The sequence below is a fragment of the Aeromicrobium sp. 10G20-16 genome (genome assembly GCF_055809665.1).
Genome location: NZ_CM147919.1, coordinates 87,401 through 101,944, shown reverse-complemented (window position 1 = coordinate 101,944; position 14,544 = coordinate 87,401). Strand labels below are relative to the sequence as shown.

The 14,544-nt window shown below is 69.0% G+C and carries 15 protein-coding genes; 7 read left to right on the top strand and 8 right to left on the bottom strand.

The genetic code is table 11. The features are described 5' to 3' along the window. Positions 1-147 precede the first annotated feature (147 nt). Positions 148-534 carry a thioredoxin family protein gene (locus AC0L5F_RS00415; protein ID WP_473314633.1) on the top strand — a complete coding sequence of 129 codons (387 nt, stop codon included), beginning with the start codon at positions 148-150 and terminating at the stop codon, positions 532-534. 18 nt (positions 535-552) lie between these two features. Here the strand turns inward: AC0L5F_RS00415 and AC0L5F_RS00410 are convergent, their stop codons facing one another. The 3 genes from AC0L5F_RS00410 to AC0L5F_RS00400 are packed head-to-tail and all read right to left on the bottom strand — an operon-like array spanning position 553 to position 3,100. Beyond that, positions 553-1,383, bottom strand: coding sequence for a dioxygenase family protein (locus AC0L5F_RS00410; protein ID WP_473314632.1), 831 nt, complete (start codon positions 1,381-1,383; stop codon positions 553-555). A 21-nt stretch (positions 1,384-1,404) separates the two neighbouring features. Beyond that, on the bottom strand, positions 1,405-1,920 hold the full coding sequence (locus AC0L5F_RS00405) for a hypothetical protein (protein WP_473314631.1): 516 nt from the start codon (positions 1,918-1,920) through the stop codon (positions 1,405-1,407). Positions 1,921-1,966: 46 nt separating this feature from the next. Then, positions 1,967-3,100, bottom strand: coding sequence for a serine hydrolase domain-containing protein (locus tag AC0L5F_RS00400; protein WP_473314630.1), 1,134 nt, complete (start codon positions 3,098-3,100; stop codon positions 1,967-1,969). Positions 3,101-3,164: 64 nt separating this feature from the next. Here AC0L5F_RS00400 and AC0L5F_RS00395 point away from each other — a divergent pair, with 64 nt between their 5' ends. Further along, positions 3,165-5,771 carry a DEAD/DEAH box helicase gene (locus AC0L5F_RS00395; protein WP_473314629.1) on the top strand — a complete coding sequence of 869 codons (2,607 nt, stop codon included), beginning with the start codon at positions 3,165-3,167 and terminating at the stop codon, positions 5,769-5,771. Between the two features lie 12 nt (positions 5,772-5,783). Here AC0L5F_RS00395 and AC0L5F_RS00390 read toward each other — a convergent pair whose 3' ends face one another. After that, positions 5,784-6,923, bottom strand: coding sequence for a serine hydrolase domain-containing protein (locus tag AC0L5F_RS00390; RefSeq protein WP_473314628.1), 1,140 nt, complete (start codon positions 6,921-6,923; stop codon positions 5,784-5,786). Further along, complete coding sequence (locus tag AC0L5F_RS00385) at positions 6,920-8,170, bottom strand: histidine-type phosphatase (RefSeq protein WP_473316224.1); 1,251 nt, start codon at positions 8,168-8,170, stop codon at positions 6,920-6,922. Before AC0L5F_RS00385 ends, AC0L5F_RS00390 begins: the two co-directional genes overlap by 4 nt. A 50-nt stretch (positions 8,171-8,220) precedes the next feature. Here AC0L5F_RS00385 and AC0L5F_RS00380 point away from each other — a divergent pair, with 50 nt between their 5' ends. Together AC0L5F_RS00380 and AC0L5F_RS00375 are read left to right on the top strand one after the other, a co-directional pair. Beyond that, positions 8,221-8,883: a hypothetical protein gene (locus tag AC0L5F_RS00380; RefSeq protein WP_473314627.1), complete on the top strand. Its 663-nt coding sequence runs from the start codon at positions 8,221-8,223 to the stop codon at positions 8,881-8,883. 23 nt (positions 8,884-8,906) lie between these two features. Then, entirely contained in the window at positions 8,907-9,596 is a 690-nt protein-coding gene (locus tag AC0L5F_RS00375) for a DedA family protein (protein WP_473314626.1), read from the top strand. Positions 9,597-9,599: 3 nt separating this feature from the next. On the opposite strand, the gene AC0L5F_RS00370 is transcribed toward AC0L5F_RS00375, so the two are convergent. Further along, the gene (locus tag AC0L5F_RS00370; RefSeq protein ID WP_473314625.1) at positions 9,600-10,496 is read right to left on the bottom strand and encodes an alpha/beta hydrolase; all 897 of its coding nucleotides are present in this window, start codon (positions 10,494-10,496) and stop codon (positions 9,600-9,602) included. A gap of 272 nt (positions 10,497-10,768) precedes the next feature. Between AC0L5F_RS00370 and AC0L5F_RS00365 the strand changes: the two genes are divergently transcribed. Both AC0L5F_RS00365 and AC0L5F_RS00360 read left to right on the top strand, forming a co-directional pair. Continuing rightward, entirely contained in the window at positions 10,769-11,506 is a 738-nt protein-coding gene (locus AC0L5F_RS00365) for a DUF429 domain-containing protein (protein ID WP_473314624.1), read from the top strand. A gap of 209 nt (positions 11,507-11,715) precedes the next feature. Next, positions 11,716-12,321 (top strand): DUF2510 domain-containing protein, encoded by a 606-nt coding sequence (locus AC0L5F_RS00360; RefSeq protein WP_473314623.1) that lies wholly within the window; start codon positions 11,716-11,718, stop codon positions 12,319-12,321. Positions 12,322-12,435: 114 nt separating this feature from the next. On the opposite strand, the gene AC0L5F_RS00355 is transcribed toward AC0L5F_RS00360, so the two are convergent. Continuing rightward, positions 12,436-12,918 (bottom strand): hypothetical protein, encoded by a 483-nt coding sequence (locus AC0L5F_RS00355; protein ID WP_473314622.1) that lies wholly within the window; start codon positions 12,916-12,918, stop codon positions 12,436-12,438. A gap of 100 nt (positions 12,919-13,018) precedes the next feature. On the opposite strand from AC0L5F_RS00355, the gene AC0L5F_RS00350 reads away from it, so the two are divergent. Further along, a complete protein-coding gene (locus tag AC0L5F_RS00350; RefSeq protein ID WP_473314621.1) occupies positions 13,019-13,564 on the top strand; it encodes a hypothetical protein in 546 nt (181 codons plus the stop codon). A 45-nt stretch (positions 13,565-13,609) separates the two neighbouring features. On the opposite strand, the gene AC0L5F_RS00345 is transcribed toward AC0L5F_RS00350, so the two are convergent. Further along, positions 13,610-14,542 (bottom strand): PDDEXK family nuclease, encoded by a 933-nt coding sequence (locus AC0L5F_RS00345; protein ID WP_473314620.1) that lies wholly within the window; start codon positions 14,540-14,542, stop codon positions 13,610-13,612. Positions 14,543-14,544: the final 2 nt, after the last annotated feature.

Sequence of the window (14,544 nt, the reverse complement as noted above, 5' to 3'; positions counted from 1 at the left end):
CGTTCAGGGCATGAGTCCACACCCACTGGTGATGATGAGTCTCGTGCAGTCCGTTCATGACGGATGTCAGCCGCCGAATCTGGCCCGCGGCGACCTTCACGGAGCCGCGGATGGAATGTCCGGCGGGGCCTGCTCGTTGACGCCATCATGAGCACAGTTGAACTCACCGCCCAGACCCTCGACGACACGCTCGACTCCGAGGGCATCACCCTCATCGACTGGTGGGCGTCGTGGTGCGGTCCCTGCATGCAGTTCGGTCCGGTCTACGAGAAGGCCAGCGAGCAGCACACGGACATCACCTTCGCCAAGATCAACACCGAGACCGAGCAGGAGCTGTCCTCGGCAGTCGGCATCTCGTCGATTCCCACGCTGATGGCCTTCCGCGACGGCGTCATGGTGTTCCAGCAGGCCGGTGCGCTGCCGGCACCTGCCCTCGAGCAGCTGATCACGGCCGTGCGCGAGCTGGACATGGACGAGGTCAAGAAGAAGGTGGCCGCGCAGCAGGCGGCCGACGACACCCAGGCCCAGGCCTGACTCCTCGCCCGTCGGGGACTAGACGGTCACGAACGACCGCATGCTGATCGACCCCATGTCGATGGCCTCGTTGAAGAACGTGAAGTCCTCCCCCGGCTCGAGCAGGCTGAGCGCGGCGATCATCGGCCGGTAGTGGTCGTCGGTGGGCACGGCGAGGCGCGCCTCGCGCCACGTGCCGAACGGGTCGACCAACCGATCGACCTGCCGCTCGGTGAGAGCCCTCGCCGTGTCCTGATCGAACTGCTCGGCCCAGTCCCACGCCGCGCCGCCGTCCCACCGGGCCCGGCCCAGCGAGTGCACGATGTTGCCGCTGCCGATGAACAGCACACCCCTGCGGCGCAGCGACCGCAGTCGGGAGTACAGGTCGTACAGTTGGGGCAGCGGCATCGCGTAGTCGATGCTGATCTGCAGCACGGGCACCGTCGGCTCGGGCGCCAGGTGCTTCAGCACGCTCCACGTGCCGTGGTCGAGGCCCCACTGGGCGTCGAGCTTCGCCTCGTACTCGGCCAGCTGCCGCGCGAGGATCGCGGCGATGCGCGGGTCACCCTCGGTGGGGTACTGCACCTGCGAGAGCTCGTCGGGGAATCCGCCGAAGTCGTAGATCACCTGGTTGCGGGGTGCATCGGTGATGTGGGTCTCCCCGGGCGTGAGCCAGTGCGCGCTGATCACCACGATGGCCTGGGCGGCCGGCAGACCCGCGCCGATCCGCGCCCAGGTGCGGGTGAACTCGTTGTCGCTGATGGCGTGCATGGGGTTGCCGTGGCCGACGAACAGCACGGGCAGCAGGTCGCTGGGCTGCAGCCGCTGCTCGAGGTCGGCCAGGGCGTAGGAGGGTCGTGGGGTCGTCACGACCCCATACTAGTTGATGATTCAACCTGATTGGTCGTCGGACGGGTTCTGCAGGAGGCGCGACGGGATGCGACGTGCACGGGCGTCGGGCGGAGCCTCCGCCGCGCGGCGTTCGAGCCAGGCCCGTGACTCGTCGATGGCGCGGGCGGTCGACCGGACCTCGTCGCCGCGCTGCGGGTCGAGCACGCCCGCCAGCTCCAGGTGCGCGAGAAACCGGCTGGCCAGGGAGATCTGGACCCGCGCCAGCCCCGTGGAGTCGGGGAGCATCACGTCGGTCACCAGCTGGGGCAGGCAGCGCACGAGCTCGTCGGGACCGAAAAGGGTCCAGAACGCGCCCGAGGCGTGGAACTGACGCTCGGCGTCGAGCAGCGCAGCGGCGCTGGTGCCCAGCGACGGCGCGAGGTCGGCGCGCTCGAGCATGTCGACCAGCGTCAGTCGGACGTGTCGATACCGGTTGAGCGTGGTGGCGGACCGGCCCTCTCCCACGTGGGCGAAGAAGTCGTCGATCAGCGGCCAGCTGGGCTCGTCCGGGTCCATGAGGCCAGCGAACCACCCGCCACTGACAGCAATGCCGTGCCGCGAGCTAGTCGCCCAGCGCTGCGAGGACGCCCGACGTGAAGGAGTTGAACGTCACCTGGTCAGGGCTCGCCGGCCGTCGCCCGAGCCGCACCGCCACCAGGTTCTCGCTCGGCACCACGGCGACGTACTGGTTCCCGTACCCGAACGCCCAGAACGCGTCGGGCGGGACGTCCGGGGCAAGCCGTCCCTCGTACGGAGCGATGTCCTCGGGGAATCCCGCCTGCCGCCGCACCTCCACGACCCGGCCCTCGGCGTTGGTCCACCACAGCAGGCCGTAGGCCGCGTTCTGGTCGGTCGACGGCTGCGTGGTCTCGGCCACGAGCTCGGGCCGGATCAGCTGCTCGCCGTCCCACCGGCCGTCCTGCAGCATCAGGTACCCGAACCGCGCCATGTCCTGGCAGGTCGACGTGATGCCCGAGTACGTCGTGGCGTGCCCGGTCGCGTCGCGGGGCCACGTGGTGTCTTCCATGCCGAGCGGGTCCAGCAGGCGCCGCTCGGCCAGATCCACCACGTCGCCGGTTTCGACCATCGACTCGAACAGCACCCGCTCGAGCACCTGCGGCGCCGCGTTGTCGTAGACCCACTCCCCCGGTGGGGCCGCTTGTCGCAGGCCGATGGCGTACGCCGTCTGGTTGCGGGAGCCGCGGATCAGCTGCCGGTCGGTGGCCTCGCTCCACTCGCGCCCGGACGTCATGGCGAGCAGGTCACGCACGGTGACGTCGGTGGCGGGACCGATCCGCCACTCGTCGACCTGCTCCGACGCGGAGTCGTCGAGGACCAGCGACCCGTCGCCGGCTGCCATCGCGACCAGGGCGGACGTCAGCGACTTCGTGATGGAGTAGGTGCGGACCGGCACGTCCACTCCCCCGCCGTTCCAGTAGTTGTCGTGCACCAGCTGACCGTCCTGGACGACCGCGACGCACGACGAGGCGTTCTGGGCGAGATCACGGTCGAGATCGGCCCAGTCGCCGCGGTCGGCCCGCGGCCACTCGTCGCCGGGAAACGCGACGGGCTCGTCGGTCACGGCCGGCAGCGTCGCGGTGAGCGCGGGCCGGGGTTCGGCGTCGGTGCCGTCGGACATGCACGCGGCCACCGAGCACATCAGCGCCGCCGCCGCCAGCACACGCATCGGGGCCATCTGTCGATGATGACAGGGGCGGACCTCATGGGCGCGATGACCAGGGGTGAGAGACAATGGAACGATGCCCATTTCTTCTCGCGACCTCCGTGCGCTGCTGCGCCATCCGGTCACGTTCGAGGTCGGTGAGACACCGGCCGAGTCGCGGTTCGTGTTCCACGCACCCGACGGCGAGGAGCGCGTCTCGGCCAACGACGCGATCGGTGCGCTGAGCCAGGGAATCCGGGTCATGTACGCCGATCCGACGGCGCGCGCGTGGGCGAATCCGGCCATCCTCGCGCTGCGGCTCATGGCGCGAGGTGGCCTCGGCTCCCCCACCGACGGAGAGAGCGGCCAGCTGCAGCACGCGGCGCAGTCGATCCCGGTGGTGGGCGGCAAGTCCGGCCTGGCGCAGGTGCAGGGGTTCCTCAAGTCGCTCGCGGTCGATGCACCCGCGGCCGCCTCGACGCCGCAGCGCTCCACGTACGAGGCGCCCGCTCGCACGCCGGACCCCTACAGGCCCGTCACGTACTCGTACACGTTCGTGATCACCTTCCTCAGCGAGCCCACCGACACCGAGTCCGCGGTGGTGCGGGTGCGGGTGCGGCCGTCGCCCGGTGCGGCGTTCGAGGCCACCGACCTGCTCGACAACGACTCGCATCCGCGCATCGGTGCCCGTGAGCCGCTGCTGGCCATGCTGCGGCGCCTCGACGACCGGTGGGCACCGGCCGAACGCCTGCGCCAGCCGCACGCGCGAGGCGCCACCACGGTCAGCACCGCCGAGCTCGCCCAGCTCGGGTCGGGCCACCTCACCACGCTGCTGATGGCTCTGCGTGCCGACGTCAGCTGGCCGCCTGAGCTGGTGCGAGAGCTCGACACCTCGGTGGTGGTGCAGCGCGACGACCGTCTGCCCACCGACCGGCCGTCGTCGTTCACCCAGGCCCAGCTGTTCCGCTTCGACTGGCAGGTGGCCATCGGCGGCCAGCAGCTCACGGCCGCCGAGGTCGAGGAGCTGGCTGCCTCGCACCACGGGTTCCTGCGCATCCGCGACCAGTGGGTCTTCGTCGAGCGCAGCCGCATCGAGCGAGCCCTGCACCGGACGTCGGGGCAGATCAGCGCCATCGAGGCGCTGCGTGCCGCGGTGACCGGCGAGATCGAGATCGACGGCGTGCCCACCGAGGTCGACACCGTCGGCTGGCTCGAGGAGGTGCGCCTGCGGCTCGCCGCGACCGAGCGCGACATCACGCCTGCTGCACAGCCGGCGAGCCTCGACGGCCGCCTGCGCGAGTACCAGCTGCAGGGCCTGCGCTGGATGGCCCAGCTGACCGAGCTGGGCCTCGGCGGCATCCTCGCCGACGACATGGGCCTGGGCAAGACGGTCATGCTGATCGCCCTGCACCTGACTCGGCATGAGCAGCACCTCGCCCGCACGGGCGAGCAGGCCCCGCCGACCCTGGTGGTGTGCCCGGCCTCGGTGCTGGGCAACTGGGAGCGCGAGATCAAGCGCTTCGCCCCCGGGGTTCCCGTGCAGCGCTACCACGGACCGCGGCGCTGGGTCGACGACGCCACCAGCGGGTTCGTGATCACCACCTACGCCACCATGCGCGCCGACTCCGACCTGCTCGCCAAGCACCCTCCCGGCTGGGGCCTGGTCGTCGCGGACGAGGCGCAGAACGTCAAGAACCCCCGGTCCCGCGGAGCGCAGGCGCTGCGCGACATCCCGTCCGACGCGCGCATCGCGATGACCGGCACCCCGGTCGAGAACAACCTCTCCGAGCTGTGGGCGATCCTCGACTGGACCACGCCGGGACTGCTGGGCACCCACGACCAGTTCCGCACCCGTTGGTCGCGGCGCATCGAGTCAGGTCGCGACGACGAGGCGGCCGGCGGTCTCTCCACGCTGATCCGACCGTTCCTGCTGCGTCGGCGCAAGAGCGACCCCGGCATCGCGCCGGAGCTGCCGCCCAAGATCGAGACCGACCACACCACCCACCTCACCCGCGAGCAGGTGGGCCTGTACGAGGCGGTCGTGCGCCAGACGATGAACCAGATCGAGCAGGCTGCGGGCATCCAGCGGCGCGGCCTGGTGGTCAAGCTGCTCACCCAGCTCAAGCAGATCTGCAACCACCCGGCGCACTTCCTGCGCGAGACCGAGGGCAAGCTCGGCGGTCGGTCGGGCAAGCTCGGCATCTTCGACGAGCTCGTCGAGGAGATCGTGGCCGAGGACGGCGGCGTGCTGGTGTTCACCCAGTACGCGCAGATGGGGCGTCTGCTCACGCGCCACCTCGCGGACAAGAAGATCACCCACCAGTTCCTGCACGGCGGCACCAGCGTGCCGGCGCGCGAGCAGATGGTGACCAGGTTCCAGAATGGCGAGGTGCCGGTGTTCGTGCTCTCGCTGAAGGCGGCGGGCACCGGCCTGAACCTCACCCGGGCCGACCACGTCCTGCACTACGACCGGTGGTGGAACCCCGCCGTCGAGGACCAGGCGACCGACCGCGCCCACCGCATCGGGCAGACCAGGTCGGTGCAGGTCCACCGCCTGATCAGCGAGGGCACCATCGAGGAGTCGATCGCAGAGCTGATCGCCAGCAAGCGATCGCTGGCCGACGCCGTCGTCAACGGTGGCGAGGGCGCTCTGACCGAGCTGTCCGACGCCGAGCTCGCGCGACTCGTCGCCCTGCGGCACTGAGCACGCCGCAGGTCAGCGCAGGGCGTCCGTGACGAGCGCGGTGAATTCCTCGGGCTGCAGTCCCTGGTCCTTCGGCATCGCACCGACACGCACGGCGACCACGCCCTCGGACGGCAGGACCGCGATGATCTGGCGACCGAAGCCCAGCGCCCAGAAGGCGTCGTCAGGCGCCGACGGTGCGAGGCGGCCCGTGCGGGTCGGTTCGCTGTAGGCGTCGGCAGCACCCTCGATCGCCGGCAGCGCGCCGCGTACCGTGCCCTCGTCGTTGACCCACCACAGCAGGCCGTAGGCGGCGTTGAGCTTCGACGAGCTCGACGTGGCCGCCTCCACGTACGACCGGGAGACGACCTGCTGGCCCTTCCACTCGCCGCCGCGCATCATCAGGTAGCCGAGTCGCGCGAGGTCCAGGCACGACGAGGTGATGCCGGCGAAGGTGGTGCTGTGACCGGACCGGTCGGCGCCCCAGATCGTGTGCTGCATCTGCAGCGGTGCGAGCAGCACCTGTCGGGCGTAGGCGGCGGGCTCCATGCCGGTCGCGTCTCGCAGCACCTGCGACAGCGTCTGGATGGCCGAGTTGTTGTAGTTCCAGACCGTGCCGGGCGGGTCGTCCTGCTCAAGGCCGATCGCGAACGCCGTCTTGTCGGGCTCGGCGAACGCCATCTTCTCGTAGTCGGTGCGGTAGTCCCAGTGACGACCCGACACGTTCGCGAGCAGGTCGCGGACCGTCACCGTGGCGGCCGGGGTGCCTCTCCAGGCCGGAACGTGATCGGCAGCAGGAGCGTCGAGGTCGATCAGGCCGGCGTCCGCGGCGATGCCCACCAGCACGGAGGTGAACGACTTGGTGACCGAGAAGACCGCGCGGGTGGTGTTCGCGTCGAGGCCGGCTCCGTAGCTCTCGTGCACCACCGCGCCGTCCTTGACCACGACGAAGCAGGCGGTGTCGTCGCGCTGCACCGCACGGTCGGCCGCTTCGAGACCGGCCGGGTCGAAGCCTGCGGCGCTCGGGTCTGTGCGCACCCAGTCGACACCCGGGAAGACGAACTGCGAGACAGGGCTGGGGCTGGGCGTGGGGCTGGCAGCCGGCTCGTCGGCGGGCGAGGTGCACGCAGCCAGCAGGGCCAGGACGGGAGCCGCTGCCCAGAGCCGGTTCACTTCAGGCAGCGCTTGAGCTCGGTGACCGTGTAGAAGTAGCCAGCCGTCTCGGTGGATCGACAGCCGGCGTGGAACCGCACCGGCTGCTCGTTGTAGCGCATCGTGACCAGCGGCGGCTGGTCGGCGGCGGTGTACATCGCCCACTCGATGTTGCCGGCCAGTCGGCCCGCGACGTATCCGCGCCACGGGTTCCAGCGATACGCGAAGAAGGTGGACGAGGAGACCTGGCGTTCGCTGCCCGGTGCCTTGATCCGCGCGGCGAACGGCATCGTGGTCTCGCCGTGCGCCAGGCGGAACACGGCCGCCACCCCGCCACCGGCCAGACGGGTGTCGATCCGGCTGAAGAAGTCGGCCAGCAGGAAGTCGGCCTTCTTGAACGAGTCACGCTGCCCGGCGACGCCGGGGCCGTACCGGTAGAAGTTCTGGGTGTCCTTCGCCTGCGCCATGGCGGGACGGTCAGCTGCCGGGACGTACTTCGCGAAGGTCACCGACGTCTCGCGGGCCATGCCGGGGGCCGTGGTGTACAGCAGGTAGACGTCGAGTGCAGCCGCGACGGGATCCTTGATCTTCTTGACGAAGCTGGTCGTGTAGATCGTGCGCAGCAGGTGGCGTGCACGGTCCTTGGTGTTCTTCATGTTCAGGGCGCGGGCGATGGCCGCTCGGCCCTTCGAGGTCGATCCGCTGGAGATCTCCATGCGCGTGTCGGTGGTCGGCGTCGCGAGGCGCAGGTCGGGGAAGGCGGTGCGCAGGCTGCTCTGCAGGGCTGCGGCGCTCTGCTTGGTGCGGTACACCGAGGTGGTCCGGAAGGCGATGGGGTCGCCCTCGGCGGCTGCTGTGGCGAAGAAGTCGGCGTAGTTGGCTGCCGTGCGGCGCCCGATGCCCTTCCACTCCGCGACCCCGGTGGCGCTTAGCCTGCCGTAGCCGATCTTCTTCTCGGCGGTCTGGAACCGCACCACGTCGGCTTTGAAGGTCTTGCCGTTGGAGGTGAGCTTGCGGGCCTTGCGGGCCTTCTCCCACAGTGCGAGGGCTCGCTTCTCGGCGCTGTCGCTGGTGAGCGAACGCGCGCCGTGGCGCCCCACGGTCTCGAGGAAGTCCAGCGTGTAGCCGTCCGGCGCCGGCATGATCGCGGTGCTGGCCGGATCGCCGTACGGCGTCTGGTTCGCGTAGTACTTCGCGTTGCTCACGTCGGCGTGCGCTGCCGGCATCGTGAGCGCGACGAAGATCGCCACGACGACAGGCAGTTTCATCACGTCGTCAGAGTAGGTCAGTGTGGAACAGTTGGTGCATGATTCGGCCGATGCTCACAGGTGTCGTGGCCGCTCTTGTGGTCGTGCTGGCGGCGGGATGCTCTGGTTCGTCCGGCCCCGCACCGCAGATCACCTCCTCGCCCAGCCCGATCACCACGGACACGGCGCCCGACCCGCGCATCGCACCGTTCGACACCGACAACCCCACCGCCCGCGACGCCTACGCGTTCGCCGCTCAGGTCGCCCTGCGGTACCAGTTCAACAGCGAGTACCTGCGGCTTCCGCTCCAGCAGATGGTCGAGGGAGACGTCGACCAGCTGCGGTCGGTGCTGACCGGCAGCGCCTTCAAGGCATTGAAGCGCGCGGCCGCCGACGCCGGGTCGAACGCGAAGGACGCCGACACTGTGCGGGGCCTGACGTTCGTGGACTTTCCCGAGGAGCTGACCGGCACCGGGCTGGCGTTGCGCACCGATCCTGAGATCGTGATCGACCAGAAGATCACGGCGCCCCGGTACGAGTTCGAGTTCGGCTACCCCACGATCTGGCTGACCAGCTCGGGCAAGGTGCTCGTGCAGGGCGACGGCGGCCAGACTGCCGTCGGGTACGCGGTGCGGATGAAGCTGGAGATCCACGAGACGTCCACGGGGCTGCGCATCAACGCGTGGGACTCCACCTGGGCGTTCAACGGCGACAAGCCCGCCGCAATTCCGTAGGTGCCGACGGGTAGTTTGTGGGGGTGATCCTGCCGCTCGTCCAGCCCGCAACCCTTGGTCCGAGCTTCATGGACCCCAACTGGTTGCTCGACCAGTTCGGCGGCACCTTCTTCTGGATCAGCCTGGCGATCATCTTCGTCGAGTGCGGCCTGTTCTTCCCCTTCCTCCCGGGCGACACCCTGCTGTTCGCGCTCGGCCTGTTCATCGCCGGCGGCAACATCGAGGTGCTCGGCGTGGGCACCCCCTTCACCGAGCTGGTCATCGCGTGCACGCTCATGTCGGTGGCCGGGTTCGCCGGCAACGTGGTCGGGTACGAGATAGGTCGCAAGATCGGGCCACCGCTGTATCAACGCGACGGCCGCATCCTCAAGCGCAAGTACCTCACCACCACCGAGGCGTTCTTCGCCAAGCACGGCAACAAGGCCCTGGTCATCGGCCGCTTCGTGCCGTTCGTGCGCACCTACATCACGGTCGTCGCCGGAGTCACCCAGATGGACCGTCGGCGGTTCTTCAAGTGGAGCGCCGTCGGTGCCGTCCTGTGGGTGCTCAGCATCACCCTGCTCGGGTTCTTCCTCGGCCAGACGTTCCCCGCGCTGGGCGAGAACATCGACTACGCGATCATCGTCATCTTGCTGTTCACGCTGATCCCGCTGGTCTACGAGGGCATCAAGCACCGCCGGGGAATCAAGCCCCAGTCGAACCCCGAGGGCTGAGCCCTACAGCGAGCGCAGGAACTCCACCTGCGCCTCGCTGGACTTGTCGAAGGTCTCGCCCTCGTAGATGTCGAAGTGGCCGACGTCGAACCGCTCGACCTGCACCGGGCCCTTGACCTTCTGCGCGACCTTCTCCACCGCTGCCACTGGCGCGATGCTGTCCTGCGCGGCGACCACGAGCATCACGGGCATCTTCAGCTTCTTGGCCGCCGACACCGGACGGTTGACCATGATCGGCAGGATGCCGCGCGCCCGCATCTCGTTGCGGAACGTCGGGCCCATGATCTTGCTGTAGCCGGACTCGCCGTCGTCGGAGGTGATCGTGGCCGTGCTGCCCGGGGGGCCCACGATCGGGATCATGTGCGGGGTGCGACGGGTGACCATGTGCCCGACGTCGCGCAGGGCGTTCCCCGTCAGCTTGAGCAGCTGGCCCGGTCCGGCGTAGTCGAGGATCTGGAATACGGCGCGCAGCCCGTCCATCGCGGCGCCCTGCGAGATGACGCCCGCCAGGCGCGGGTCCCCGGCCGCCACGGAGATGACGTGTCCACCGGAGTACGAGCTGCCCCAGGCGACGATGCGGTCGGGGTCGACGCCCTCGAGCCGGCGCGCGAAGTCGATGGCCGATCGGTAGTCGGCGCGGTGCGCACGGTGGTCGACGCTCTGGCGCGTGGCTCCGGTGGAGGTGCCGAAGCCGCGGTAGTCGAACACCAGCACGTCGGCGCCCGCGGCGGCGAACTTCTCGGCGAACGGGGTCAGACCGGCGTCACGCGTGGCACCAAACCCGTGCGCCATGACCACGCACGGCCGGCCCGTGGGCCCTTCGAGGCCGTCGGACTCGGCCGTGTAGTGCCACGCCCCGAGCCGCTCGCCATGACTGGGAATCTCCACATCAGTACGCATCCCCCGATCGTCCCGCGCAGACCACGTTTCGGCCACCCCAGTTCGCCAGGGAGCGAAGCGACCGTGAGGCCGAAGGCCGAGGCGCACCACACAACCCGTTCGCCAGGGAGCGAAGCGACCGTGAGGCCGAAGGCCGAGGCGAACCACACCCGGACAGCTCCCCTAGCGACGAACGGCGAACAACCCGTTCGCCAAGGAGCGCAGCGACTGTGAGGCCGAAGGCCGAGGCGAACCACACCAATCTCGACAAACCAGCCCACTACCCTCACCCCATGCCCACCGCGCCGCTGTTCGTCGGCATCGACCTGGCGTGGGCGGCGCGGAACCGCACGGGGCTGGCGGCCACAGACGCCACCGGGCGGCTCATCCGCTCAGCCGTCGCCAGGTCGGACGACGACATCGCGGCCTGGCTCGACGACCTCCCGGGAGCACCGGTCGTCGTCGGCATCGACGCACCCCTCGTCGTCCCCAACCAGACCGGCCGCCGGTCCGGCGAGAACGAGATCGCCCGGGCCTTCGGCCGCTACCGCGCCGGACCGCACTCGTCCAACCGCTCCATGCCGTGGATGAACCCACCCCGGGCGGAGACCCTGGCCGCTCGCTTCGGCTGGTCCCCTGACCCCGACCACCTCGCCACCGCCGACCACCCCCAGTGCCTCGAGGTCTACCCGCACCCGGCCATGGTCGGTCTGTTCGGCCTCGGGGAGCGCATCCTCTACAAGAAGGGCCCAGACCGCGCCGCCGGGTTCCGGCAGCTGGTGCACCACTTCGAGACCATCCGCGAGCTGCGTCTGCCCGAGAGCGACCGCTGGCGCGAGCTGGCCACCGTCGTCGACTCCCCCGCTCGCGGCGACCTGACCCGCATCGAGGACGAGATCGACGCGATCCTGTGCGCCCACCTGGCGTGGCTGTGGCACCACCGCCGATCGGCGCTGCAGGTGTACGGATCCCTTGAGGACGGATACATCGTGGCCCCACCCCCGCCGACCCACCCGGCAGCACCGAGGTGAGCGAACGGCGGAGCACCGCCTTCTGGCCGGCTGCGCTGTCGACCGACCGCTGACCCCTCATCGATCGCCGGTCGGCCGAGGGCTCGATGGGGTGGCGTGTCTGGCTCGGTGGAGCCAGATGCCGCGGATTCGGCCGGATTCACCAGACATCCGGTCGATGCTTCTCGACGCGGGGCGGCAGGGGGTCGCCCCATGACGAGGGGACTCACATGACCGAGCAGCAGCCGCCCACCGGATCCAACCAGCCGGCCGGCTTCTATCCCGACAACACCGGGACGATGCGTTTCTGGGACGGGAACCAGTGGACCGAGCACACCCAGGGACCGGCCGCACCGGCCAAGAAGAGCCACACGTTGCGCAACATCCTGCTGGGCACCATCGCCGTAGGCGTCCTGTTCATCGGAGGCTGCCTGGCATTGGTCGGCGGAGCCGCCACCGAGATCAGCAACTCGATCGATGAGTCGATCAGCGACGCTGAACAGGCGGACCGCGAGCCGGGCGGCCCGGACAACCCGCTGACGATCACCGAAGGTGAGGCCTTCACAGTTTCCGGCTTCGACTACGCAGCTGGCTGGAAGGTCAAGGCCGGCGAGTTCGGTGGCATCGACGTGACCGGACTCAAGGTCACCAACAACCGCGACGAGAAGGACGGCGCGCTGGTCGAGCTCAAGTTCCTCAAGGGCAACGAGGTTCTCGCGTTGGTCGACTGCACCACGGAGCAGATCCCGGTCGGCCAGACCACGAAGGTGGACTGTCTGACCGCCGATGACCTGCCGAAGGACTACGACACCATCACGATCAACGACACGTTCTGAGTCTCCGCGCCGATCACCTCATCGCGTCTGCGAGAGGTGATCGGCGGGCGGGCCGCCCTCGAAGGTGTCGCCAACGACGTCGAGCCGGTGGATCGAGCGCCCTCTGGCAGGACGCTACTCATCAAGGCTCCCGTCGGCCTCGTCCTGCGTCGCGGCGCTTCCGGACAGCGGGTGATCACCTGCATCGACGTAGTTCATGCGCAGCTGGACCCTGGCCGTGCCGCAGAAGTGGTGATGTAGTTCGAGCATCTCCCCGGGCCCCGCGGGCTTGCTTCCGAGCACCCCGAAGATCGCACGACCTACCTCGATCGGACGCACGGGACGCGCGCCGACCGTGATCGTGTGTCCGTTGGCGACGACGTCGATCACCCCTCTCTCGAAGTCCGGGGCGAGCTGGACGAGTGCATAGGGTTCGGCCCAAGCGAGCCTCGGCTCGACCAACGGTTGATCGAGCAGCGTATGAGATCCGATCTCCCGGCAGACATCGACGAGGTCGTCGGCCGAGGCTGCGTGGATCTCGACGGGGAGTGGCCCACCGAACTGTTCGGGGGTGCAGGCGCGTGGATCGCGCCACGTGTACAGGTCGAAGGACTCCATGACCTGAATCTACGGACCGGCACTGACACTTCGGCTTGAGATTCCAGTCGAGATCGAGCCTTTCGGTCGGCGCCCGGAAGCCCGGCGTAGCATGCCTGAGGTGACGACCCAGACGGACCAGTTGTTGAAGTCGTGGACTCCCGTGGCGTACCGCGAGCTGCTCGAGACGGCCGGCACCTACGGCGCGGTGGTCACGTACCAGCAGATCGGCGAGCACGTGCAGGCCGAGTCGGGCCGTCGCACGAGCGCGTCGCAGATGAACTGGATCGGCAAGATGCTCGACCTGATCGCGATCCAGGCGCACCGTGCCGGTGAACCTCCTTTGACGTCACTCTGCGTGCGCGCCGACGGCAGCGTCGGCGACGCCTATCTGCGCGCCGTGTCGGCAACGACTGGCGGAGCCGTCCAGGACGTCGAGCAACGTGCCGCCGAGGACCGTCTCGAGTGCTACCGCCGCTACGCGACCGACCTGCCCGACGATGGCGGACAGCCCCAGCGCTTGCGCAAGCCTGCTCGTGTCCGCGCGGCGGGTAGCGGCACTCCCCGGGCAGCTCGACCAGCCAAGGTGGAGCGACCCGCGGCCGCCATCTGCCCGACGTGCTTCATGCAGCTGCCCGCCTCAGGCATCTGCGACACCTGCGACTGATCAGCGCGCCAGGGGTGGGTGCAGGCGCGCGTGGCGAGCGAGCCTCTAGAACTCGGCCAATTCCGTGGCGGGCCGGAAGGTCGATTCGTTCGGGTCGGCGCTCGATGGAGCTCTGCCCGACACCGACAGGTGCTGTCGATAGCCAAGCGCATCGACCGGCAGGTAGTCGAAGTTCCGCTCGCGGAGCGCACGCTGAAGACCGATGGAGCTGCCGTCCGCGATCACCATGCCGTGAACGGCTCCATCCACCTGCGGCACCAGGAAGTTGACGTAACGAGCGACCTGCTCGCAGGCCAGCGAGTTCGCGGCCGTGGCCTTCAGCTCGATCACGAGCCAGTCCCCCGCCGACGCCCACGGAGTGGACGCGTCGTAGCGGCAAATGACGTCGGCGCGGAGGTTTCGTCGAACGGCGAACTGACGCGGCTTGACCCCGTCCTTCTCGACCGAGGCGAGCCGCACCGGATGCCCGTGCTCGGCCAGCAGGTGGATGTTCTGGGTGAGCCAGTCCTCCAGATTCGATTCCAGACCGATCGGGTCGACGTCGTAGCGACGTAGCGTCCCGTCGTGCTTCAGATAGGTCTCGAGCCAGGCATCGAGCAGGCTCAACGACCATTCCGCGTCCTCCTCGCTTGCGCCCATCCGGTCGATGGCTCCCGCGAGGATGGCGAATGTCCCCGACACGGGGTACTGATCGACCACCTCCAATGGCAGGCTCAGCGCCGTGGCGAGGTCCGGTGGGGCAAGGTCGACGAGTCCCTCGGGAGACTCCCACTTCGCGTCGTTGAGGAGAAACTTGAGTCGAGCCCAGACCGGATGCCGCAGATCGCCGATCACCAACGGCGGAGCGACCACGAACCGATCGTCGCAAACGTGTTCATCGGTGACTGTCTTGAAGGCTTCAAGCCACTCTCGCGCCACCGCATGGTCAGTATCGGTCGTCGCAGCAACGCGATCGACCACCCACGGCTCAATCATCATTT

Bases quoted from the DNA above. Each gene is read 5' to 3' on its own strand.
- AC0L5F_RS00415 (WP_473314633.1), top strand. From the start codon at position 148: ATGAGCACAGTTGAACTCACCGCCCAGACCCTCGACGACACGCTCGAC.
- AC0L5F_RS00405 (WP_473314631.1), bottom strand. From the start codon at position 1,920: ATGGACCCGGACGAGCCCAGCTGGCCGCTGATCGACGACTTCTTCGCC.
- AC0L5F_RS00400 (WP_473314630.1), bottom strand. From the start codon at position 3,100: ATGGCCCCGATGCGTGTGCTGGCGGCGGCGGCGCTGATGTGCTCGGTG.
- AC0L5F_RS00395 (WP_473314629.1), top strand. From the start codon at position 3,165: ATGCCCATTTCTTCTCGCGACCTCCGTGCGCTGCTGCGCCATCCGGTC.
- AC0L5F_RS00385 (WP_473316224.1), bottom strand. From the start codon at position 8,170: ATGAAACTGCCTGTCGTCGTGGCGATCTTCGTCGCGCTCACGATGCCG.
- AC0L5F_RS00380 (WP_473314627.1), top strand. From the start codon at position 8,221: ATGCTCACAGGTGTCGTGGCCGCTCTTGTGGTCGTGCTGGCGGCGGGA.
- AC0L5F_RS00370 (WP_473314625.1), bottom strand. From the start codon at position 10,496: ATGCGTACTGATGTGGAGATTCCCAGTCATGGCGAGCGGCTCGGGGCG.
- AC0L5F_RS00365 (WP_473314624.1), top strand. From the start codon at position 10,769: ATGCCCACCGCGCCGCTGTTCGTCGGCATCGACCTGGCGTGGGCGGCG.
- AC0L5F_RS00360 (WP_473314623.1), top strand. From the start codon at position 11,716: ATGACCGAGCAGCAGCCGCCCACCGGATCCAACCAGCCGGCCGGCTTC.
- AC0L5F_RS00355 (WP_473314622.1), bottom strand. From the start codon at position 12,918: ATGGAGTCCTTCGACCTGTACACGTGGCGCGATCCACGCGCCTGCACC.
- AC0L5F_RS00345 (WP_473314620.1), bottom strand. From the start codon at position 14,542: ATGATGATTGAGCCGTGGGTGGTCGATCGCGTTGCTGCGACGACCGAT.